The sequence below is a fragment of the Myxococcus sp. MxC21-1 genome (genome assembly GCF_032612255.1).
In the GTDB taxonomy this organism is placed as follows: Bacteria; Myxococcota; Myxococcia; order Myxococcales; family Myxococcaceae; genus Myxococcus; species Myxococcus virescens.
The window spans coordinates 3,877,672-3,898,584 of record NZ_CP123278.1 but is presented as its reverse complement, the minus strand read 5'-3'; the positions used below and the strand labels follow the sequence as shown (position 1 = coordinate 3,898,584).

General features: G+C 67.8%; 19 protein-coding genes. 8 read left to right on the top strand and 11 right to left on the bottom strand.

Annotated elements, in window-relative coordinates; genetic code table 11:
* Positions 1–4: 4 nt before the first annotated feature.
* Together QEG98_RS18100 and QEG98_RS18095 are read right to left on the bottom strand one after the other, a co-directional pair.
* Positions 5–745 carry a competence/damage-inducible protein A gene (locus QEG98_RS18100; protein ID WP_316567518.1) on the bottom strand — a complete coding sequence of 247 codons (741 nt, stop codon included), beginning with the start codon at positions 743–745 and terminating at the stop codon, positions 5–7.
* 147 nt (positions 746–892) lie between these two features.
* Positions 893–1,726, bottom strand: a complete 834-nt coding sequence (locus tag QEG98_RS18095) for a hypothetical protein (protein ID WP_316567517.1) — start codon at positions 1,724–1,726, stop codon at positions 893–895.
* A gap of 199 nt (positions 1,727–1,925) precedes the next feature.
* Between QEG98_RS18095 and QEG98_RS18090 the strand changes: the two genes are divergently transcribed.
* The 3 genes from QEG98_RS18090 to QEG98_RS18080 all read left to right on the top strand — a co-directional run bounded on the left by QEG98_RS18090 (position 1,926) and on the right by QEG98_RS18080 (position 3,937).
* Positions 1,926–2,717: a lipase family protein gene (locus tag QEG98_RS18090; RefSeq protein ID WP_316567516.1), complete on the top strand. Its 792-nt coding sequence runs from the start codon at positions 1,926–1,928 to the stop codon at positions 2,715–2,717.
* Positions 2,718–2,873: 156 nt separating this feature from the next.
* Positions 2,874–3,410, top strand: coding sequence for an AAA family ATPase (locus QEG98_RS18085; RefSeq protein WP_316567515.1), 537 nt, complete (start codon positions 2,874–2,876; stop codon positions 3,408–3,410).
* A 110-nt stretch (positions 3,411–3,520) separates the two neighbouring features.
* On the top strand, positions 3,521–3,937 hold the full coding sequence (locus tag QEG98_RS18080; protein WP_090491366.1) for a hypothetical protein: 417 nt from the start codon (positions 3,521–3,523) through the stop codon (positions 3,935–3,937).
* A 42-nt stretch (positions 3,938–3,979) separates the two neighbouring features.
* On the opposite strand, the gene QEG98_RS18075 is transcribed toward QEG98_RS18080, so the two are convergent.
* The 4 genes from QEG98_RS18075 to QEG98_RS18060 all read right to left on the bottom strand — a co-directional run bounded on the left by QEG98_RS18075 (position 3,980) and on the right by QEG98_RS18060 (position 8,081).
* Complete coding sequence (locus tag QEG98_RS18075; RefSeq protein ID WP_410478037.1) at positions 3,980–5,482, bottom strand: multicopper oxidase family protein; 1,503 nt, start codon at positions 5,480–5,482, stop codon at positions 3,980–3,982.
* Entirely contained in the window at positions 5,463–6,971 is a 1,509-nt protein-coding gene (locus QEG98_RS18070; protein ID WP_316567514.1) for a TolC family protein, read from the bottom strand. Before QEG98_RS18070 ends, QEG98_RS18075 begins: the two co-directional genes overlap by 20 nt.
* A complete protein-coding gene (locus QEG98_RS18065; RefSeq protein ID WP_316567513.1) occupies positions 6,968–7,129 on the bottom strand; it encodes a heavy metal-binding domain-containing protein in 162 nt (53 codons plus the stop codon). The genes QEG98_RS18070 and QEG98_RS18065 overlap by 4 nt, the downstream gene beginning before the upstream one ends.
* Before the next feature lie 499 nt (positions 7,130–7,628).
* A complete protein-coding gene (locus QEG98_RS18060) occupies positions 7,629–8,081 on the bottom strand; it encodes a GNAT family N-acetyltransferase (protein WP_316567512.1) in 453 nt (150 codons plus the stop codon).
* A 139-nt stretch (positions 8,082–8,220) separates the two neighbouring features.
* Between QEG98_RS18060 and QEG98_RS18055 the strand changes: the two genes are divergently transcribed.
* Positions 8,221–8,445 (top strand): heavy-metal-associated domain-containing protein, encoded by a 225-nt coding sequence (locus QEG98_RS18055; protein WP_316567511.1) that lies wholly within the window; start codon positions 8,221–8,223, stop codon positions 8,443–8,445.
* 183 nt (positions 8,446–8,628) lie between these two features.
* Here the strand turns inward: QEG98_RS18055 and QEG98_RS18050 are convergent, their stop codons facing one another.
* The 5 genes from QEG98_RS18050 to QEG98_RS18030 form a co-directional block, all read right to left on the bottom strand.
* Positions 8,629–9,264 (bottom strand): RNA polymerase sigma factor, encoded by a 636-nt coding sequence (locus QEG98_RS18050; protein ID WP_316567510.1) that lies wholly within the window; start codon positions 9,262–9,264, stop codon positions 8,629–8,631.
* Between the two features lie 58 nt (positions 9,265–9,322).
* The gene (locus QEG98_RS18045) at positions 9,323–10,555 is read right to left on the bottom strand and encodes a multicopper oxidase family protein (RefSeq protein ID WP_410478036.1); all 1,233 of its coding nucleotides are present in this window, start codon (positions 10,553–10,555) and stop codon (positions 9,323–9,325) included.
* Positions 10,556–10,688: 133 nt separating this feature from the next.
* Positions 10,689–11,522 carry a TolC family protein gene (locus tag QEG98_RS18040; protein ID WP_410478035.1) on the bottom strand — a complete coding sequence of 278 codons (834 nt, stop codon included), beginning with the start codon at positions 11,520–11,522 and terminating at the stop codon, positions 10,689–10,691.
* A 1,149-nt stretch (positions 11,523–12,671) separates the two neighbouring features.
* Positions 12,672–13,052: a cupredoxin domain-containing protein gene (locus QEG98_RS18035; protein WP_316567508.1), complete on the bottom strand. Its 381-nt coding sequence runs from the start codon at positions 13,050–13,052 to the stop codon at positions 12,672–12,674.
* A 187-nt stretch (positions 13,053–13,239) separates the two neighbouring features.
* Positions 13,240–15,525, bottom strand: a complete 2,286-nt coding sequence (locus QEG98_RS18030; protein WP_316567507.1) for a heavy metal translocating P-type ATPase — start codon at positions 15,523–15,525, stop codon at positions 13,240–13,242.
* Between the two features lie 353 nt (positions 15,526–15,878).
* Between QEG98_RS18030 and QEG98_RS18025 the strand changes: the two genes are divergently transcribed.
* From QEG98_RS18025 to QEG98_RS18010, 4 genes are all read left to right on the top strand, one after another.
* Entirely contained in the window at positions 15,879–16,316 is a 438-nt protein-coding gene (locus tag QEG98_RS18025) for a cupredoxin domain-containing protein (RefSeq protein WP_316567506.1), read from the top strand.
* Between the two features lie 208 nt (positions 16,317–16,524).
* Positions 16,525–17,877 carry a multicopper oxidase family protein gene (locus QEG98_RS18020; RefSeq protein ID WP_316567505.1) on the top strand — a complete coding sequence of 451 codons (1,353 nt, stop codon included), beginning with the start codon at positions 16,525–16,527 and terminating at the stop codon, positions 17,875–17,877.
* 162 nt (positions 17,878–18,039) lie between these two features.
* Positions 18,040–19,467: a HAMP domain-containing sensor histidine kinase gene (locus QEG98_RS18015; protein WP_316567504.1), complete on the top strand. Its 1,428-nt coding sequence runs from the start codon at positions 18,040–18,042 to the stop codon at positions 19,465–19,467.
* Positions 19,464–20,864 (top strand): sigma-54 dependent transcriptional regulator, encoded by a 1,401-nt coding sequence (locus QEG98_RS18010; RefSeq protein WP_316567503.1) that lies wholly within the window; start codon positions 19,464–19,466, stop codon positions 20,862–20,864. Before QEG98_RS18015 ends, QEG98_RS18010 begins: the two co-directional genes overlap by 4 nt.
* Positions 20,865–20,913: the final 49 nt, after the last annotated feature.

Sequence of the window (20,913 nt, the reverse complement as noted above, 5' to 3'; positions counted from 1 at the left end):
AGCCCTACTCCCGCCGCACCACCGCGCCTTCCGGCAGGCCCGTGAGGATGCGCGTCAGGGCGTCATCCACGGGCCCGCGCTGGGCGGACTCCACCGTCACCTTCACCCGGTAGTCCTTGTCCGTGTCGAACTCCGGGTAGGAGCCGATGGCCACGTGCGGCATGTCGAGCGCCACCCGGTCCAGCACGGCGGCGATGTCGCTTTCACCCAGCCGGAGGTAGAGGCAGCTCACGGCCACGGGCGACCCGCTCAGCCGCGCGAGCACCGTCTCCAACTGCATCCGGAACAACTGCGGCACACCGGGCAGCAGGAAGACGTCATCCACCGTGAGCACGGGGAACCACATGTCGGCCTGGGGAAGCAGCACGGCGCCCTCCGGGGCATCGGCGAGCCGCAGTCCCTCCGCCGTCACCGGCCGCTCCTCGGTGGCACGGGACATGATGAGGTCCAGCATCTCCTGCAGCCGAACCACGTTCCGTCCCATGGCCAGGGCCACCGCGCGCACGGTGACGTCGTCATGGGTGGGGCCGATGCCGCCGCTGGTGAAGACGTACCGCGCCTTGCGCCGGGCCCGGGCCACTGCGTCCACGATGGCGTCCACGTCGTCGAGGACCGTCTCCACCGAATGCAGCGGGATGCCCACCTCGCGCAGGCGCTTGATGAGGTGCGGCCCGTTCAGGTCATGGACCTTCGCCGTCAAGACCTCGTTGCCGATGATGACTGCCGCTGCGCCGGTCCGCTCCATAAGGGGCGGGATTCTAGTCGAATCCGACCAGGGATGGTGATGCGTCTATACGCACGCCATGCCAAGCCGCAGTTCGCGATTCCCGAACGAGCTCGAGCCCCGGTCAGTCCACTCCGATTGCAGAGCCTCCACCGCGTGCGGCGGCACTCACTGGACGCGCTTGAGGTACGCATCCGGTGCGCAGGGCCGCAGCCGGCTGAGCGCAGCCTCGGCGCCCTGCCTTGATGGCAGGAAGCTGGCCACCACCCACTTGTCCCGGGTGAGCCGCACGAAGTCGTTGGTGTCCACCATGAGCAGCGTCGAGCCCTTGCAGTCCGCTTCCAGCTGCGCCTCGGCCGCGCGGGCCGCCGGCGCCGAGTCCTCCGTACGGAGGATGACGGCCCAGGCTTCGGCAGGCCGCTCCACCACCTTCTTCCGTCCCACGTCCCAGCGCAGCTCGGAGAGGGCCCAGCTGTCCGCCGAATCGCCCACGCCGATGTCGAGTGTGCGTGAGAAGAGGAGCCTGCCGCCCTGGACCTCCACGCTGGAGGAGGTGGGGCCCTGCCCCTCGGTCCCCTCCCAGGCTCGGGTCACGCCCTTCGCGTCTGCGAGGAACAGGGCATGCTGGCGGTGCACATGTTCGTAGCCGGCCGCATGGGTGATGAGTAGCGCCGTCGGCCCTCCCTGGAGGTCCACGGCCCGCAGATGGAGGGCCCAGGAGGTCGACTCATCGCCACCGGTCCAGCTCCATCCAGGCGCCGAGGCCTTCGCCACATCGCACGTGAGTGCATCATACGGCTCGGACAGTGTCGCCGGGCGCTTCGCTCCTCCGCGGCGAACGCGCAGCGCGCGCTGGCCCTTCTTGCACGGCATCGCCACGGCCTCGATGCGCGGGTCGCTTCCCGCTGAACCCAGCACCTGCTCCTGGGCGCTCTCCGGCGCGGCTCCGCTGAGCAGCACGACGGCGGCGAGGGCGAGGATGGCGCCCGAACGTCGGCGCATGGGACTGGGAACCTGGGGCATGGGCATGGCCGTCTGGGACTCCGCGAGAAGCGCTTCACGGAACACTGCACGCACTCCGCGCCTCGCCAAAGGGGGCAGGCCAGGAGACCGGCCGCTTCACCGTGCTCACGGCATTCGCTGGTGGGCCTCCTCCACCGGCGTTGAAGCGAACCTCCGGAAGAAGCTGCCGTCCTACGGAGTGCCTTCGGGAATCAACCCCTGGCCCGTTCTCTCGACTGGGACCGCGCTGGGCGTCAACGCGCTGCTGGGCATGACCGACACGCTGACGACCCAGCAAACCTTGGTGGAATTTCTACGCTCGGTGAGCGCGACGGGTTCGAAGACGCTCATCTTCAGTGGCCACAGTCTGGGCGGCGCGCTGGCGCCGACGCTCGCACTGGCCCTGTTCAATCCATCAGGCGGGCCACTCAGCACCGGGGACTGGGACCACGTCTACGTGCTCCCGGCCGCCGGTCCCACCCCTGGCAACCAGGGGTTCTCCGAGTTCTTCGAGCAGGTGTTCCCGCCGGTCAGCCTGAACCTGCCCCAGCCCCAATACGACTGGAACCAGAACATCTGGAACAGCCTCGACGCCGTGCCACACGCGTGGGTCGTCGACAGCCTCAAGGAGATTCCCACCCTCTATCCCGCGAACTGGGATGGTGGACAGGTCCCCGCGGACATCACGAAACTGGTCAACCTCGCCGTCCTGGCCTCGGAAGCTGGCGGCGCCCTTCCCGGCCCCTACACGCAACTCCCCAACATCAAGGTGCCCGGCACCTTCCACGGCTCCAATCCCATCACGACCGAAGACCAATTCTGGGCTGAAGTCGGGTACCAGCACCTGGAGGCCTATCAAATCCTCTTTGGTGTCCAATCGCTGGTTTCCGAAGGCTCCCGGTCCGCACTCCAGAAGATGTTCAAGCGGTGGCTGGGCTCCCTCTCGCGAATGCCCCCCCAGAGCGTGAGTCGCGCCGCGGCGGCACGCTGACGGGCCCTACAGAGAAACTGCGCCGGGGAGGAGCCGCCCCATCGGCGACTTCCTCCCCGCGGTGAAGCGCACCTGTCGAAGCACTCGGCTTGATTGCGACCGACCTGGTGTCTCGACAATCCGGTGCGGTAAATAGCCGCCAATTCGAAGGAGACCATGACCGTTCATCTTCATGTCATCACAGGCGGCCCCGGCTCCGGTAAGAGCAGTCTTATCGAGGCGCTGGCGGTGGAGGGACTCGCGCACATGCCCGAAGCGGGCCGTGCCATCATTCAGCATCAGGTCGCAATCGGCGGCCATGCCCTCCCTTGGGCTGATCGGACGGCCTTCGCCGAGCTGATGCTTGGATGGGAGATGCGAACCCACAAGGAGGCCTGCGAACTACGCCGTCCTGTCATCCTGGATCGCGGCGTTCCCGACATCATCGGATACCTTCGGGTATGTGGCCTTCCAGTGCCGCCACATCTCTGGAAGGCCGCGGAGCTGTTTCGCTACAATCGACGTGTCTTCATCGCGCCGCATTGGCCCGAAATCTTCGCGCAAGACGCCGAGCGCAAACAGGCCCCCGACGAAGCGGAGGCGACCTATCGTTCGATGGTCGAGATCTACACGAGCCTCAACTACGAGTTGCTCCCCCTTCCCCTGGCATCGCTCCCGGAGCGGGTGCGATTCGTGCGCTCGAATCTCGAGTAGGCCACGCGTGCTGTCTCAACATGGGGGCGGCAAGAAACAGGTTGACGCACAAAATCCCCCCGAGAATACTCGGAGTAACAATCAGGCATTTCTACAATAAGGACGACACCATGGGACTCGCCGAGCGTCGGCGTATCGCCGCCATCAAAGACTCTCACTCCGCTCGATTTCAGTCGGAGCTCAACGCGGCGATTGGATTCGAATTGCCGTTTGAGATTGATGTTGCGAGCTTCCCCGAGGACAAGACGATCCTTGACTGCTACGACAGCTACTACGAGTCATATGGCCCGGGCCTCGTCGTCAATGTGATGAAGGAAATCTGCAAGGATGACATGGGCCGTGAGGCCGTCAAAGCCAAGTTCAACAGGATTGTTTTCCTGAATGTCGCCAAGAGTCCCGACGACCCGGGCACGAAGAGTATTGAAATCAAAGACCAGACCCTCTTCGTGCGCGAGAGCTTCTACGGCTACTCAGACCAGCTCTATGGCGACTCTGAACTTCAGTCGGCCCTCGAGGCGATGCTCTAGCGATACCCGGGCTCACTGGAGGTCTCCAGCGTTGGGCTCGAGTCAGGCCGGTGCGCCGGGATCGACCAGGGCCGGGGCGTTCACGTCGATACCGTCCCGGCGCAGCTCGTCCGAGGTGGCCGCCACCGCCAGCGTGCCGGGCGGGTTGTCGTACCAGCCTGGGTCCGCGTAGCTCTCCAACCGTTCGCGAACCTTGAGCACGGTGAACATGCCTCCCGCCGTGATGTAGTCGTGCTTGCCCTGGGCCCCCAGCATGGGAATGGAGTTGGGCGGGACGGGCATCCCCATCTCGCCCATCTCCGCCATCCCCGTCTGGCCCATCGTCATGTAGCCCGGCAGCAGCGTGCGGACCCTCGCGTCCAGGCCCCCCGGCTTCACGCCAATCATGTTGGGGAACTCATGGCCCATCTGATTCATCATGTGGTGGGTCATGTGACAGTGCATGGCCCAGTCCCCGGGCACGTCCGCCACGAACTCGATGACGCGTGTGCTGCCCACGGGGACGAGCACCGTCCCCTCCGGCTGCTGCGCGGACTCGGGGACGCGCCCACCATCCGTCTCGGTGATACGGAAGTGGAAGCCGTGCAGGTGGATGGGGTGGTGGTTCTGCGGGCTCAGGTTGCCCAGCCGGATGCGCACCCGCTCGCCCTGGCGCACCACGAGCGGCTCCGTGCCCGGGAACGCCTTCGCGTTCATGGTGAGCACGTTGAAGTCCGTCATCTCATTCGGGTTGGGCCGCCCCGTGCCGGCATCGATGCGCCATTCATGCAGGAGGATGACGAAGTCCCGGTCGACGCGGGGCCCCACGGGTCGGCGCGGGTGGATGATGAACATGCCCGTCATCCCGAGGCCAATCTGCGTCATCTCGTCATGGTGCGAGTGGTACATGTTCGTACTCGCCTGGCGCAGGGTGAACTCGTACCGGAACGTCTCGCCCGGAGCGATGGACTTCTGGCTGAGGCCGCCCACGCCATCCATACCGCTGGGAAGCAGGAGTCCGTGCCAGTGGACGGTGGTGGCCGCGGGTAGCCGGTTCGTGACGTAGATGCGCACCCGGTCACCCTCCACCGCTTCGATGGTGGGCCCGTGGACTCGGCCGTTGTAGCCCCAGCAGGAGGCTTTCAGTCCCGGGGCAAACTCATGCTCCACCTCCTCAGCCACCAGGTGGAAGACCTTCACGTTGTTCACGACCTTCCACGACAGCTTGGAGCCATTGGGCACCACCACGGGCCGGTAGTCCCGGCCGGGCATTCCGGGGCGCAGCCAGTCCTGCCGCGCATACCGCTGGCTGGCGTCCGCCGCGGAACCCTCGCGAGGCCCGCGTGCGCCTGGGACGGATGACTGGGCGCGCGCCGCCGAGCCACTCAGCAGCAGCGTGCCTCCCGTGAGCGTGGCTCCCGCCGTGACCAGCATGCTCCGCCGCGTCAGCGTTCCCTCGGCTTCAATCGCCGGAGCGTTTCCAGGGTCCCCCCTGCGCTCCAGAGGTCCAGGGGCGTCATCCTCACGGCCCGGTGCGCCCTCGGCGTCAGTCGTGCGGGTGCTCATGGGGGCTCTCCGTGCCATGGGTGACGTCCTGACCGTTCCCGGAGGGCGTCCCGGGTTGTGCTGGCTGCGCGGGTGGGCCGGGCGGCCCAGGTGGTACGTGTTGGGAAGGCTGCGAGGGCGATGACGTGGGTGCCGCACTGCCCTCCCGCAGCCGGCCTCCCACGAGTTGCTCGAGGTCTGCCCGAGCCATCCAGTAGTCGCGGACGGCCTCGATGTAGCCCTGATACGCCTCCACCTGGTCGCGCTTGGCGGAGAGCAGTTGAAAGAGGCCTATCTGCATGGCGTTGTATTGGAGTTGCGACTGCTCGACGACCTTCTCACGAAGGGGCAACACCACTCGCCGGTAGCGGTCGGCCACCAGACGAAGCGCCAGCAGCCGGGCGCGGGCGGCGCGCACTTCCGAGCGGGTGTTGACGGACAGCTCCATCAGCCGCCGCTCCCCCTGGCGGTGCTGCGCTTCCAGCCGGGAGATGAGGGCCTGGCGCTGGTCGAAGATGGGCAACTCCAGAGACAGGGTCGGGCCAAAGAGCCTGGGGCCGTCCGCGTCCTGGTGCTCGTGAACGCCCACTTCCACGCGCCCGAAGAAGCGAGCACTCCGCGCGAGCTCCAGCGCATTCCAGAGCAGCATGACCTGCTTTCGGGCGGCGGCGATGTCCAGCCGTTGACGGATGGCGAGCGACTCCAGGTGCGCCAGTGAGACCTCCTGGTCAGGCAGCGGCGGGAGCTTCTCGGAGAGCGTCCATTGCGTACGGGGCCCCCACAGCCCCATGAGGCGGTTGAGGTTCTCCCGTGCCTCGACCAAGGCGAGCTCACCCTCCGCCAGTTCGAGCCGGACTCCCTCGGCGGCAGCCTGCTCACTCGCAAGCTCCAGCTCGGTGATGTTGCCCGCTGTGCGCAGCTGGGCGGAGAGGTCCGCCGCCGCCACGGCCGCCTGGAGCGCCATGCGGCGCAGCTCCATGAGCTGTTGGAGGGCCTGCACTTCGCTGAAGGCCTTGCGCACCTTGGCCGCGGTGGCCAGCGCCTCGTGCGCCACCCGTAGCGTGTCCGCCATGAACTGCTCCCGGGCGACGCGCTTGCGCAGCGGCAGCGTGAAGAGATCCACGAAGTCCTGCACCAGCGAGACCTCGTGCTCTGACACGCCACGCCCGGAGATGGGAAAGCCGATGCTCCCGTCCAAAGTCGGGTTGGAGAGCAGGCCGGCCTGAACCATGTCGGCCTGCGAGACTCCCAGGTCCTCGTAGGTGGCCTGGAGCGCCGGATTGTTGAGCAGGGCCACCTCCACCGAATGGTCCGAGGTGAGGTCCTCCTTCAGGAGCGCGTCGAGATGGCGCGCGACCTCGGCGTCCTCCGGAGTGCCCTGGTTCCAACGCGTCTTGCGGCCCAGCCGCTCCTCGACGAGCGCCGCAACCTCCGCGTGGCCTCGCTCCTTCTGGATGGACGCGCACCCTCCTGCTAGCAGTGCCGCACCCACGAGCCAGGACAGCCTCACGGATGCCCTCCGTGCCCCGGGGCGTGGTCATGGTCGGCCGGTGCAGCGCCGGGCGCCCCTGCGTCCCCTTCCTCCGTGCCTCCAGGCTTCTCCGGAACCAGCTTCATGCCGCACTTCGGGCACCTTCCTGGCTGGCTGGACTGCACTTCAGGGTGCATTGGGCACGTGTAGCCGACAACGCCTCCATCCGAGGATGCACCGTGATGGGAGTGCCCCATCTGTCCTTGCGACATGTCAGGCGCAGGCACTTCCGGAGTGGAGGCCGCGAATGCGGTCAACTGGGGCGCAGGCGGGGCCTCGGGCGCATCAGGATTCGACGGGTCCATGGAGGCGGGCAGCCTCTTCGGCTCGGAGACACAGGCAACGAAGGAAACGATGCTCGCCAGCAGCCATCGGTTTCGGCACATGGGGCCCTCGATGGGGGTGCCGTACCACCTGCATCCGCATGCCGAAAGCCATCGGTGGCGCTCTGCCTCTTCAAGACATTGAAACTGTCAGGAATACGCAGTTTGGGCCGAGAACACAGAGCACGCTGTTCAAGAACTGAGGTCGCCTCGTCTGGATGTGTATTCCGGCGATGGCGATCAGTCGGTGTTGGCGGGCACGAAGAAGCGCCGGAATTTGGACCGGGCGTCGTCGTAGCGCGAGCCACAATCACTACGTCGAACCAAGCCGCATGAGGACTTCGGCAACGCCATCCAGGTGATGCGGGTTCTCGTTGCTCATCGTGTTGAAGCCACACTTCTCGAGGACGCGGATCGACGCGAGGTTGTGGAGAGCGACCCACGCATGAAGCGGCCGGGCGGGCTCGAGCATGAGAAACTCAGAGAGGGCCCGAGTCGCGATGCCTTTGCCCCAATGCTCGCGACCAATCCAATAGCCGACGAGGCGCATGGCATCCTGTTCCCAACTGCCGATGTTCCCAACGACCTCGCGGCCCATGACGATGGTGCGGGTGACGTTTTCAGGGCGGAGAACCTTTGTGCGCCAGTGGGTCATGAACGCATCGCGCTCCCGCGATGGAAATGCCGCCATTCGCAGCGCTTCTGGGTCACGCTGGTGTTCGAAGAAGATGGGAAGGTCCTCATCTGCGACGTTGCGTAGGATCATTCTGAAAAGGCTCCGTCCAGTCTGCGCCGAGGTTGCATTGGAGCTGCGAGGCTCCACCGCGCGACTGTAAGTCCCCGCGACGGCCTGCGTCTCCCTCTTCGAGCCGGCGATGAACGCCGCTCGATGATGGAGCCACCCGATGAACCCGAATGATGAGACCCTCCTGAAGGTCGAGGGAATGTCCTGCCGGTCCTGCGTCAGCCACGTCAACGCCGCGCTGCGGAAAGTCGAAGGCGTGCAGGACGTCAACGTGCGGTTCGAGCACGGCCAGGTCCTCGTGAAACACGACGGCGCGACCGCGAACGTCAACAGCCTCATCGAGGCGCTCCGCGACGCCGGGTACGAGTCCGCCCCTACCGCATGAGCTGCCCCCGTGTGCGGACGGGCCCCCTTGCCCGTCCGCACCACCAATTCCCTCGTGTGAGCCGCCGTCGCGGCAATGACAGCCAACATGCGCGTGAAACCCAGAAGGACTCGGGCTCCGCGCGGCCTGGCTGCGCCCATCGATTGGAACAGCCGGGCATGTCGCGTTGAAGCCGCGGTCAGGTCATGCCTTCGCGCTCCCGCAGCCCCCGGCCTTCTTCTCGGCGCTCGGCGTCGCGCACGTGCAGTCCAGACAGCCGTGCGAGGCGCACGTACCGCACGAAACCTCCAACTGTTTCTTGAGCGCCTTGCGAGCACGGTGCAGTCGCACCGCCGCGTTGTTGGACGTGATGCCCGCCTCCAGGGCGAAAGCCGGGACGCTGACGCCCTCCACCTCCACACGCCGCAGCGCCTCGGCATACTCGGGCTTGAGGGTGCCGGCCAGCCGCCCCACGCACTGGCAAACAGCCTGCGCCAGTTCCGCTTCCGGGGCATGGCCCTCCTCGAGCTCGCTGGCCAGCGAAGCCAGCGCGCGCTCCGTCGTGCCGCGACGCCGGTAATGGTCGATGACCGCGTTGCGCAGCACGCTGTAGAACCACGCCATCAGCGACTCATCTTCGCGGAGCGTCTTCGCCTTGCCCATGCCGCGGACGAACGCATCCTGAAGGATGTCCTCCGCCACCGCGCGGCTCCCAACCCGACGCTCGAGGAAGCGCAAGAACTCCCGGTGGTTCTCCACCAGGCTGGAAATGACGTCGGCGGACAGGGGCCGCACCACGCCATCGGTCTCCGTGCCCGCTCCCTCATTCATGTCACTCATGCCGTTCAGGTACAGGGACGGAGGACCTGGTGCAAGCCGTCCTCCGCCCCCTTCGCCATCAACCAAAGCGCACGTCCGGATTGATGCCGTCCGCGTCCATGCGCACCGGGTCGGCCTTTTCCGCCACCGTGCCCTTCGGGTGCACGTACCAGCCGCTCCCATCCTCGGTGTCCGGGTTCTCGCGCACCTTGAGGAGCGTGAACATGCCGCCCATGTCGATGGGGCCGAAGGGCCCCTTGCCGCCCTTCATGGGAATGCTGTTGGCCGGCATTGGCATGCCCATCTCTTCCATTCCGCCCATGCCATCCTGCCCCATCGTCATGTACCCCGGCACCAGCGCCTGCACCCGCCGGTCGATGGCCCGTGCGTCAGCGCCCAGCGTCACCGGAGCCGCGTGTCCCATCTGGTTCATCACGTGGTGGGTCATGTGGCAGTGCATGGCCCAGTCACCCGGTTCGTCCGCGACGAACTCGATGACCCGGGTGCTCCCCACCGGCACCAGGATCGAAGTTTCCGGGTAGCGGGCGGACTCGGGGACGAAGCCCCCATCCGTTCCCGTCATTTCGAAGGACAGGCCGTGCAGGTGAATGGGGTGGTGGTCCATGGCGGACAGATTCCCCAGGCGGATGCGCACCCGCTCCCCGCGTCCGATGACGAGCGGCTCGGTGGCCGGGAAGGCCTTGGAGTTGAACGTGAGGACATTGAAGTCGCTCATCGCGTTGGGGTCCGGCCGGCGCATGCCTGGAAGCACCTTCCACTCGTGCGTCATCAGCGCGAAGTCACGGACCACTCTCGGGCCGCGCGGACGCTTCGGATGGACGATGAACATGCCCATCATCCCCAGCGCCATCTGGGTCATCTCGTCATAGTGCGGGTGATACATGTACGTGCCCGGCTGGTTCAGCGTGAACTCGTAGGCGAAGGTTTCTCCGGGGGCGATGGGGCGCTGGTTCAGCCCGGACACGCCATCCATGCCATTGGGAATGATGAGCCCGTGCCAGTGCACGGTGGTCGGCTCGGGCAGCCGGTTGGTGACGTAGATGCGAAGGCGGTCTCCCTCCACCGCCTCGATGGTGGGCCCTGGCGTCGAGCCGTTGTAGCCCCACGCTTCCACCTCCAGCCCAGGGGCGAAGGTGTGCTTCACAGGCATGGCCACCAGATGGCCCACCTTCACGCCCCCCACCTTCCTCCAGGGCAGCGTGGAGCCGTTGGGCGTGGTGACGGCCACCTGCCCGCCCGGAGCGACGATGCTCCGCGTCCTGGCGCGTGCGCTGACGGGAACGGAAGGCACGGCGTGGGACTGTCCTTGCGCGAGGGCCTGGCTTGCGACCAGCGTGCCCCCAGCGAGTGCGCCGAGCTGAATGAACTGCCTGCGATCCATGGTGGTGTGTCCTCTCAATGTCGAAGTGCCGTGAATGCGAAGGTCAGTGCGCGTCCGCCGCGGCGGCCGGACCGGAGTTCGCGCTCGTCGACGAAACGCGGATGGAGCCCAGCTCCAGGCCTTGGTGACGGCCCGCCAGGAGTTGCTCCAGCGCCGAGCGGGCGCGGTGGTGGTCGAGCAGCGTCTCCACGTAGGTGCTGGCCGTGTCCGTCACGGCGGCCTGGGCACGCAGCACCTCGAAGACGCCCACCTGCATGGCGTTGTACTGGAGCACCGTCTCGTCGAGCACCTGGCGCCGGGCCGGCAGGAGCACGTCACGGACGTGCCGCGCTCGTCGCCCCGTGGACTCCACTCGGCCGCGGGCCTGACGTAGCGAGGCGCGGATGGCGGTGGCCGTGGCCTCGTAACGGGCCTTCAGGGACTCACGCGAAGAAAGGGCCGCCATGCGCACGCCCTGCTTGCGGTCGAACAGCGGCAGCCCCACCGTGAGGTGCGCCCCCATCTCCCACCGGTCCTCGTCCTTCTCGCCGTGGAAGCCGCCGGACAGGTGGGGCAGAAACCCCTCCGTCCGCGCGAGCCTGTGGCGCCGGTCGGCGGCCTCCATGCGGCCGCGCAGCTCGGCCAGGTCGAGGCTCGCCTCGATGGCGCGCGCCTCCAGCCCCTCCCCCGAATCCAGGTCGTTGACTGGGTCGGCCAGCGGCGAATCCACCGTCCACTGCGTGCGGGGACCGAAGAGGCCCAGCAACACGTTGAGGGCCTCGCGCGAGTCCAGCAGGGCGTTCTCGGCTTCGGCCACGGCCAGGCGCGCGGACTCCACGGCGGAGCGCTCGGTGGCCACCTCCAGTGCGCGGACGTTGCCTGCCTTCTCCAACTCCACCGCAGTGCCGTAGCCCGCCTGTGCGACTTGCAGCGCCCGGTTGCGCAGCTCCAGTTGCTGGTGCCGGGCCTGGACCTCGTAGAAGCCCAGGCGCGTGCGGTAGGCCGGTGCAGCACCTCACCCGCCGTGAGTGCGCGCTCGGCCGCGCGCTCGGCCTGGGCCACCCCGCGACGCTGCGGCAGGAGGATGAGCTCGGACAGGTCGTACTCGAGCCCGATGTCCCCTTGCAGAGGCTGCCCGCCACGGGTGGGATTTCGCACCTCCAGCTCCACCTCTGGATTGGGAGGAAGGCTCATCTGCACCAGGTTGCCAGTGGCGACACCCAGCGCGTGCATCGCGGCGCGCAGGTCGCGGTTGTTCAGCAGGGCGATGCGGACGGCCGTGTCGGCGGTGAGCGGCTGCGCCAGCAGCGCCCGCACGGCCGCGTCCGCGTCCTCTCCCCGGAGGGCCTCGCTGGTGAGCCCGACCATCGGGTCCCCAGGCGTCCAACGAGCGCTGAGCGTCGTGTGCACGTCACGCGCATCATTCGCCAGGGGAACGGTGACGCATCCCCCCAACGTGAGCATGGACGCAACGAGGGTGCCTGCGGCGGGCCGCTTCCAGCGTGACGATGACCAGGTCTTCATGGTGCCTCTCTCCGTCGCGGGCGGCTAGTGCTGGTGATGGTGGTGGCTGGGGGCGGGACTGCCGGCATCCGGGGCGCTATCGGAGTGCCCCCCGTGTCCATCGTGAGCGCTCCCCTGCTTCGCGCCATGCCCCGTGTGTCCGCCATGGCCCGAGTGCCCAGAGGTATGCCCAGTCGCGTCGCCTTGCCGAGCGGTGCCGCCATGACCGCCTGGGTGCCCTTGATGGCCCGCGTGGTCGCTCCCCTTGACTCCGTTCTCGGAGGCAATCCCCGACGGCGCGCGCAGCGGATCAGCATCTGTCAGCACTGCGACCAGATTCGGACGGGGGGCCTCCGGCGCACGCAGCGAAGTGGGCGACGTGGAATCCTCGTCGAGCGCGCTCCAGGGAGCGGCGGCGCAGGCGGTGAGAGGAGACAACAAGGAGAGGACGAGGAGCTGCTTCATGATGGGATTCCTTTCGGAGCAGGTGACCGGCTTCGGCCCCTTGGACGTGGCAGGGGCCGGCGACTTACAGGCCCGGGGCTCAGACCTCTGCGATGAGGCGGCCGCGCAGCATGCTCATGCCGCAGGTGAAGTCGTACGCGCCGGGCGTGAGCGCGGGCAGGTCAATGGTCACCACGCGCCCGGTGGGCAGCGTGCGCGAGACGCCGAGGTCGCCGAGCACGATCTGCTCCGAGCACGCGGAGCGGTCCGTGCGCAGGATGTTGAGCTTCACCGGCACGCCCGCGCGCACCACGATGCGGTCGGGGCGGTAGCCGCCGTCCACCATCAGGTCCACTTCCTGCGCGCCGCCGACCTCGCTCCGAGCCCGGGTGCGCTGGCGCGGGCCGAAGAAGAACAGGACGGTGGCCGCCGCGGCCAGCACGCTGCCAGAGACGACTCCCACTTCGATAGAATCCAACATGACGCGCTCTCCCTGGACGCAGGTTCCACGCAGCGGGCCAGGGAGCAGGTCGCGCCCTCATGTCCACCGCGTTCACCCCTGTTGACGGGCCAGGAGCCGGGCTCTTACAGGTGCCGTGAATGCACGAACGCCACGGTCCCGAATGGAGGACCGTGGCGCCGTGGGGACTTCGTGAGGAAGGTCTGGCTCAGGCCGCCTGGGGCGCTGGCAGGCGCAGGCGCCGCAGACGCAGGCTGTTGAGCAGCACCGATACACTCGACAGGGACATGGCCACGCTCGCCAGCATCGGTGACAACAGCCAGCCTGTCAGGCCGTAGAGCAACCCCGCCGCGACCGGGATGCCAAGCACGTTGTAGAGGAAGGCCCAGAACAGGTTCTGCCGGATGACCCGCATCGTGGTGCGAGCCAGGCCGAGTGCCGCCGGCAGTCCTCGCAAATCGGAGCGCAGCAGCGCGACGCCCGCGGCATCCCGGGCCACGTCCGTCCCCGTCCCCATGGCAACTCCGAGGTCCGCCTCCGCCAGGGCCGGCGCGTCGTTGATGCCATCCCCCACCATGGCCACGCGCCGTCCCTCCGCCTGGAGCGTACGCACCACGTGCGCCTTGCCGGACGGCAGTACACCAGCGAAGACCCGGTCGATGCCGAGCGCGCGCGCCACCCGTCCGGCCGGTCCCTCATGGTCGCCCGTGAGCATCACCACGTGCAGCCCCATGCTCCGCAGGGATTGGACCACCGTGGCGGCCTCCTCCCGCTCTGGATCCGCGATGCCGATGGCGCCTACCCAACGCCCGTCCACCGCGATGAGCACGGGCGTCTGCCCGTCCGCCGTGAGCGCGCGCTCGGCATCCTCGCTCCCGGACACGCCCTGTCCGTCCAGCATCCGACGACTGCCCACGAGCACCCTGCGCCCGCCAACCTGGGCCTCCACGCCATGTCCCGGAGTGGCGGTGAACGACTCCGGCGTGCCGATCTTCAGGCCCCGGTTCGAGGCCTCGGACACGACGGCACGGGCCAGCGGATGCTCGCTCGCCGATTCGGCGGCGGCGGCGAGGGTCAGCACTTCCTCGTCCGTCATGCCGCTCGCGGTGAGGATGCGGACCACCGCCGGGCGCCCCTGGGTCAGCGTGCCCGTCTTGTCGAGCACCACGGTGTCGATGCGGCTCGCTCCTTCCAACGAAGCGGCGCTCTTCACCAGCACTCCGAGCTGCGCACCCCGTCCCATCCCCACCATGAGCGCCGCGGGCGTGGCCAGGCCCAGGGCGTACGGGCAAGCGATGACCAGCACGGCCACCGCGTTGAGCAGGGCCATCGTCAGGCGCGTCTCTTCGGGGGCCAGGACGAACCAGGCCGCGAACGTGGCGATGGCGATGAGCAGCACCACCGGAGTGAATACGCCGCTCACCACGTCCGCGAGGCGCGCGATGGGCGCCTTGGTGCCCTGGGCCCGCTCCACCACCTGGACAATCTGCTGGAGCGCGGTGTCACTCCCCACCTTCGCCGCGCGGAAGACCAGGCGGCCCGTGCCGTTCATCGTCCCGGCGAAGACCTCCGCGCCCGCTGCCTTCTCCACCGGCAGGCTTTCCCCCGTGAGCATGGATTCGTCCACCGAGGAGGCCCCCTCCACGACGGAGCCATCGACGGGGATGGACTGCCCCGGACGCACCACCACACGGTCCCCCACCCGCACCTCAGCGAGTGGAACCTCTCGCTCGACGCCATTCTCCAGCACGGTGGCGATGGAAGGGGCCAACGCCTGAAGCCGCCGGATGGCATCCCCGGCCCGGGTGCGTGCTCGCGATTCCAGGAAGCGCCCGAGCAGCACGAAGGCAATCACCGCGGCCGCCGCCTCGAAGTAGATGGGAGGTGCGGCTCCGTGCCTACCATGACTTCCGTGGTCCCCGGTGACCATGAATGTCGGCCACACGGTGGCCACCACCGAGTAGATGAAAGCCGCGCCGGTCCCGAGCGCCACCAGGACGTTCATGTCCGCCGACCTGTGCCGCAACGCGGCCCACGCCGCCCGGAAGATGGGACCACCGCTGTACGCCATGACTGGCAGCGTCAGGCCGAGCTGCACCCAGGTGGAACCGGTGAAGTCGAGCGCTCCGTGGGACATGGCGAGGACAACCACCGGCAAGCCGAAGAGCACGGCCACGGCGAGCCGGCGCCGGAGCCCTCTCTCCTCCGCGGCGTCCGTCTCTTCCGCGGTGGAAGCCTGCGGCACCTCGGCGCGATAGCCAGCGTCGGCCACCGCATCGGCCAGTGCGCTGACGGACGTGGCCCGAGCGTCGAAGAGTACACTGGCCCGGCGGGTGGCGAAGTTGACGCTGCACTCCTGGACCCCCTCCACCTCGCTCAGAGTGCGCTCCACGCGGCGCGCGCATGCGGCGCACGTCATACCCGACACGGCGAGGTCCATCCGCTCCAGGGCGCCCGCGGGAGACCGGGACGAGGCTGCTTCAACGGCATTCATGGGGCTTCCTCCTGCCCGCGAGCTAGCGGGTCACCCCACTGACGCGCCTCCCCCGAAAGGCTTACACCTGCGAAGAGGTCCAGCCGCGGTGGCCAGCGCCTCGCGCGCCACCCCCAGCGCGTCGGCCATGAACGGCACTTCACGGCTCCGTGGAACGACGCCGCCTCACGCTCCACCTGTGACCGTGATGGTTACAGCGAAACCCATCCGGGTACTCCGGACAGGTGCCGCGCCACGGCAACCCCGCATGAACAGGCGCGTTCAGTCCTCGGCACGCGTTGTGCTCCGGCGGACCGAACCCACAGGATGCCGGACGTCCCCGAGGGCATCCTCACTCTGGGAGCAACCAAGCGATGAAGAAGAGCCTGATGGGACTCCTTGCTGCACTCCCCCTGATTGCCGCGGCCCCCGCGGTCGCGAGTGACGAGCACGCCAAGCACGGCGAGCATTCCGCGCACGGAGGCACGGCCAAGAAGGCCGCTGCGCCCGTACAGAAGCCCGCCTCGGCCCCGGCCACCAGGAACGGCGTCCAGACCGTGGACCTCACGGTGACCGCCAAGGGCTTCGAGCCCTCGGACGTGAAGGTGAAGGCGGGGCAGCCCGTCCGCCTCGTGGTCACGCGCAAGACGGCCAAGACGTGCGCCACGGAGATCGTCATGGCCGACCTGGGCATCAACAAGCCGCTCCCCATGGACACGCCGGTGACCGTGGAGTTCACCCCCAGCAAGTCGGGCACGCTGCGCTACGCCTGCGCGATGGACCACATCAGCGGGCTCGTCACCATCCAGTAGACCGCCGTTCCGGGCAGGCTGCGCACCGAGGTCGCGCTTGGCGGGCCGGGCCACGCCACCACGGCGGCCTGGCCCCCTCCTTGCCCGCACCTTCCATCATTCGTGAAGAGGCTTCATGCATCGCAATCGCTGGTTCATCGGGGCAGCGCTCGTTGCCCTCCTCGCAATGCTCGCGGCACTCGGCCTCGGCCAGGAGGATGATGCCGCCATGGCGACGCTCCGGCAGCCGCGCGTGGCACCGCCCTATCCTGAAGACGTCCCGTCCACGGGCCGCGTGCGCGAGTTCGAGCTCGTCGCGGCCCCGACAGCCCTCCCGCTCCTGGATGGCCGGAGTCTGGAGGTCTGGGCATACAACGGCCAGGTCCCCGGCCCCACCCTTCGCGCCACCCATGGCGACACGGTCCGCGTGCGATTCACCAACAAGCTGCCGCAGCCGACGACCATTCACTGGCACGGCATCCGGCTTCCGAACGGAATGGACGGCGTACCCGGGGTGACCCAGCCTCCCATCCCTCCTGGGGGAACCTTCGTCTATGAGTTCAAAGTGAAGGACGCAGGAACCTACTGGTTTCACCCGCACCTGCGCGGGAGCGAGCAAGTCGAGCGAGGGCTGTTCGGCGTGCTCATCGTGGAGGACCCGAAGCCCGGCCCTTTCTCACGCGAGCTCGTCTGGGTGCTCGACGACTGGCGACTCGACGCGGGTGGCCAGATTGACGGCCGATTCAACACGCGCCACGACCTCGCGCACGACGGCCGCTGGGGGCAGGTCTCCACGGTGAACGGCGCTGTCCAGCCAGAAGTCCCGCTGCAGCCCGGCGAGCGGGTGCGCCTGCGAATGGTCAACGTTGCAAACGGGCGCGTGTTCGCACCTTCCTTCGAAGGGCTGGGCGCATCTGTCATCGCGATCGACGGGCTGGCCACGGACCGGCCGCTGCCGGCCTCCCGCTTGGAGCTCGCTCCAGGGAACCGCGTCGACCTGGACTTCACCGTTCCCGAGGCGCTGAGCAACCCGCGCCTGGAGGTGATGGACCACTTCACACGCAGGCCGTTCCCTCTCGCAACGCTGGTGGTGTCTGGAGAGGTCGTGCGGCCGCCCGAAGTGGCAGCAGTTGCCCCGCCCCCGAGCCCTGACCTCTCTCCAGCGCGTGCACTGCTACCCGCGGAGACCTTCCGGCTGAATGCGAGGCGGGGAGGCCCCTTCGGCATCGAGTGGACCATCAATGACGAGGCGTTCCACCACGAGGGGGAGCATGCCTCTGCGCACCACAAGGTCTACCGGCTCCCTGCCCACCAATGGGCCACGCTGCGTTTCGTCAACGAGTCCTCCCGCCTGCACCCCATGCACGTGCATGGCCAGTTCTTCCGCGTGGTGGCGCGCAATGGGGCATCGGTGGACGAGGGACACTGGCGCGACACCGTGCTGATTCGTCCAAGGGAGACGGTGGATGTGGCGATGTTCCCGCAGGACGTGGGGGCCTGGATGCTCCACTGCCACATCCAAGAGCACGCCGAGGCCGGGATGATGACGCTCGTGGACGTCCATGCGGAGGGCTCCCACTAGGCGAGCCCCCGGCCCATTACAGTGTGACCAGCCTGGTCACACCCGGCCCTCTTCTCGCCAAGATGAGGGAACGCCGCCCAGGAATGAGTTCAGCCACTTGCAGCGCGCACCACATGGGCCTGCCTGTTGCTAAACCCCTACCTTCGTTCGCCAGGGGATGTCGTGTCCGGAACCGCTCGCAGGCTCTTCTACGCCTTCTCGCTCCTCGTCCTGACCTTCGGCGCGGCAGCCTATGCCGCGCTCGAGGGCATGGCGGAGATCCACGAGGCCCTGCACAGCGTGCGGCGGCAGGAAACGGCCGTGCGCACCACGCTGTCGCTCGCGACCTCGGTCAGAGACCTCTACGCACACCAGGCGCACACCGTCATCCTCGGCAACGCCAGCCACCTGCCGCTCTACGACAGCGCCTATCACCGTGCCATGGAGCGCCTCGAAGCGGTCCAGGCCCAGGCCACCACCTCCGAGGAACGCGCCCAGGTGGAGACCATGCGCCGCACCACGATGGAGCTGGACCGGCTTTTCCGCGAGGCGCTCGTGCCAGCCGTGCTGCGCGAGGACCATGCCACCGCGGCCCGTGAGCACGCCAGGGCCCTGGAACTGGTCGACGTCATCCAGGAGAGCGCGGACACTCTGGCCTCACACTACGAGCGCGCCATTGGCAACTTCGAGGAGCACGCGAGCACGGTCCAGCACGCAAGCTTCCAGTGGACGGTCGCCATCCTGGCCGCCGCAGCCCTGCTCGCGGCGGGCGTAGGCCTCTACATCGGCCGCTCGGTGGCCCGCCCGGTGTCGCTGCTGGAGGCCGGCGCGGCCCGTATCGCTGCGGGCGACCTCATGACGCGCATCGCGCTGGACCGCCCGGACGAGTTCGGAAGGTTGGCGCAGCAGTTCAACCGGATGACCGCCGCGCTCCGTGAGCACCAGGAGCGCCTGGTTCAAAGCGAGCGGCTGGCGGGCATCGGCCGCCTGGCGGCGGGCGTGGCGCATGAAATCAACAATCCCCTGGGGGTCATCCTCGGCTACGTGCGCCTGCTTCAGCGCAAGGCGGAGGGTGCGCTCGCGGACGACCTGCGCATCATCGAAGAGGAGACGCTGCGCTGCCGTGACATCGTGGAGGGGATGCTCGACCTGTCGCGGCCACTCCAGGTCCCGGGCGAGACGCTGGAGTTGCGAGAGCTGGTGGAGGAAGTCGTCTCCCGGCAGCGGGAGTCCGCCCAGCTCTCCGCGGCCTCCCTGACGGTGGAAGGCGAAGCCCGGGTGGCAGGCCATCCGCAGCGGCTGCGGCAGGTGGTCACAAATTTGGTCAAGAACGCCATGGAGGCCGCGGGCCCCTCGGGACAGGTGACCGTGGCCATCCACGCCCACGAAGACGAGGTGGCGCTTTCATTCCGCGACAGCGGGCCCGGCCTCTCTCCCGAGGCACAGAAGCGGATGTTCGAGCCCTTCTTCACCACCAAGCCCCACGGCACCGGGCTGGGGTTGGCGGTGTCGCAGGCCATCGCCCAGGCCCATGGTGGCCGCATCCAGCCGCGCAACCTGCCTGGACGTGGTGCGGAATTCACCCTGCATCTCCCCCGGAGTACGCCGTGACGGACAGACCGAGTGTTCTCGTTGTCGACGACAAGGAGAACATGCGCCACCTCATCACCCGCATTCTCGGTGACGCGTATCACGTGAGGACGGCTGAAGACGGAGGCCGTGCACTCTCCCTCATCCAGACGCAGCCGTTCGACGTGGTGGTGACGGACATCCGAATGCCGGGAGCGGACGGCTTCGAGGTGCTCAAGGCAGTCAAGCAGCACGCGCCCACCACCGAGGTCATCCTGATGACGGCGTACGCCTCCGTCCCCAAGGCGGTAGAGGCCATCAAGGAGGGGGCCTATGACTACCTGCCCAAGCCCTTCGACCCGGACGAGGCGTCCCTGGTGGTAGCCCGCGCCCTCGAGCGCAAGCGGCTCAAGGAGCAGGCCGCCTCACTGCGGCGCGAGCTGGAGGGCATCTACAGCTTCCAGAACATCATTGGCAGGAGCGCGCCCATGCGTGCGCTCTACGGCCTGCTGGAGCGCGCCTCCGAGCTGGACATCACGGTCCTCATCACCGGGGAGACGGGGACGGGCAAGGAGTTGGTGGCGCGGGCCATCCACCACCACGGCCCACGCAAGGACCGACCCTTCATCGCGGTCAACTGCGGCGCGCTGCCCTCCGAACTCATCGAGAGCGAGCTGTTCGGTCACGCCCGGGGCGCCTTCACCGGCGCGGTAGAGGCCAAGGCCGGTCTCTTCGAGGCCGCCTCTGGGGGGACCATCTTCCTGGACGAGATTGGAGAGCTGCCCCTGTCCGTCCAGGTGAAGCTCAACCGCACGCTCCAGGACAAGGAGGTGCGCCGGGTCGGAGACGCGGTTGCGCGCCGCATCGACGCACGCGTCATCACCGCCACCCACCGCGACCTCAAGGCCGAAGTGACTGCGGGCCGCTTCCGCGAAGACCTCTACTACCGGCTCAATGTCTTCCCGGTGCATCTGCCGTCCCTGCGGGAGCGGCGCGAGGACATCCCCCTGCTGGCCATGCATTTCATACAGAAGGCGGCGAAGACCTACCGGCAGCCGGTGGATGGCCTGGAGCCGGACGCGTTGCGTGCGCTCACCGGGTACAACTGGCCGGGCAACGTGCGCCAGCTGGAGAATGCCATCGAACGCGCGGTGGCCATCACCACGGGTTCCCGGGTGGGCCCTGACGCACTCCCCCCTGAAGTCACGGGCGGACAACAGGGAGCACTGCCCGCCGACCATCTGGTGAAGATGCCCTTCCGGGAGGCGGTGGACCTGGCGCGGGACCGTGCATCGCGCGATTACCTCATCGCCCTGCTGCGGGAATTCGGGGGCAATGTGACGCGGGCTGCTGAGCGCGCGGGCATGGAGCGCGAGAGCCTCCACCGCATCCTCAAGCGCTTTGGTCTGCGTTCCGATGACTTCAAGGAGTCACCCTAAGCAACACATGCAATCAGGATGCATTAACAATCAAGTACATCCTATGGAG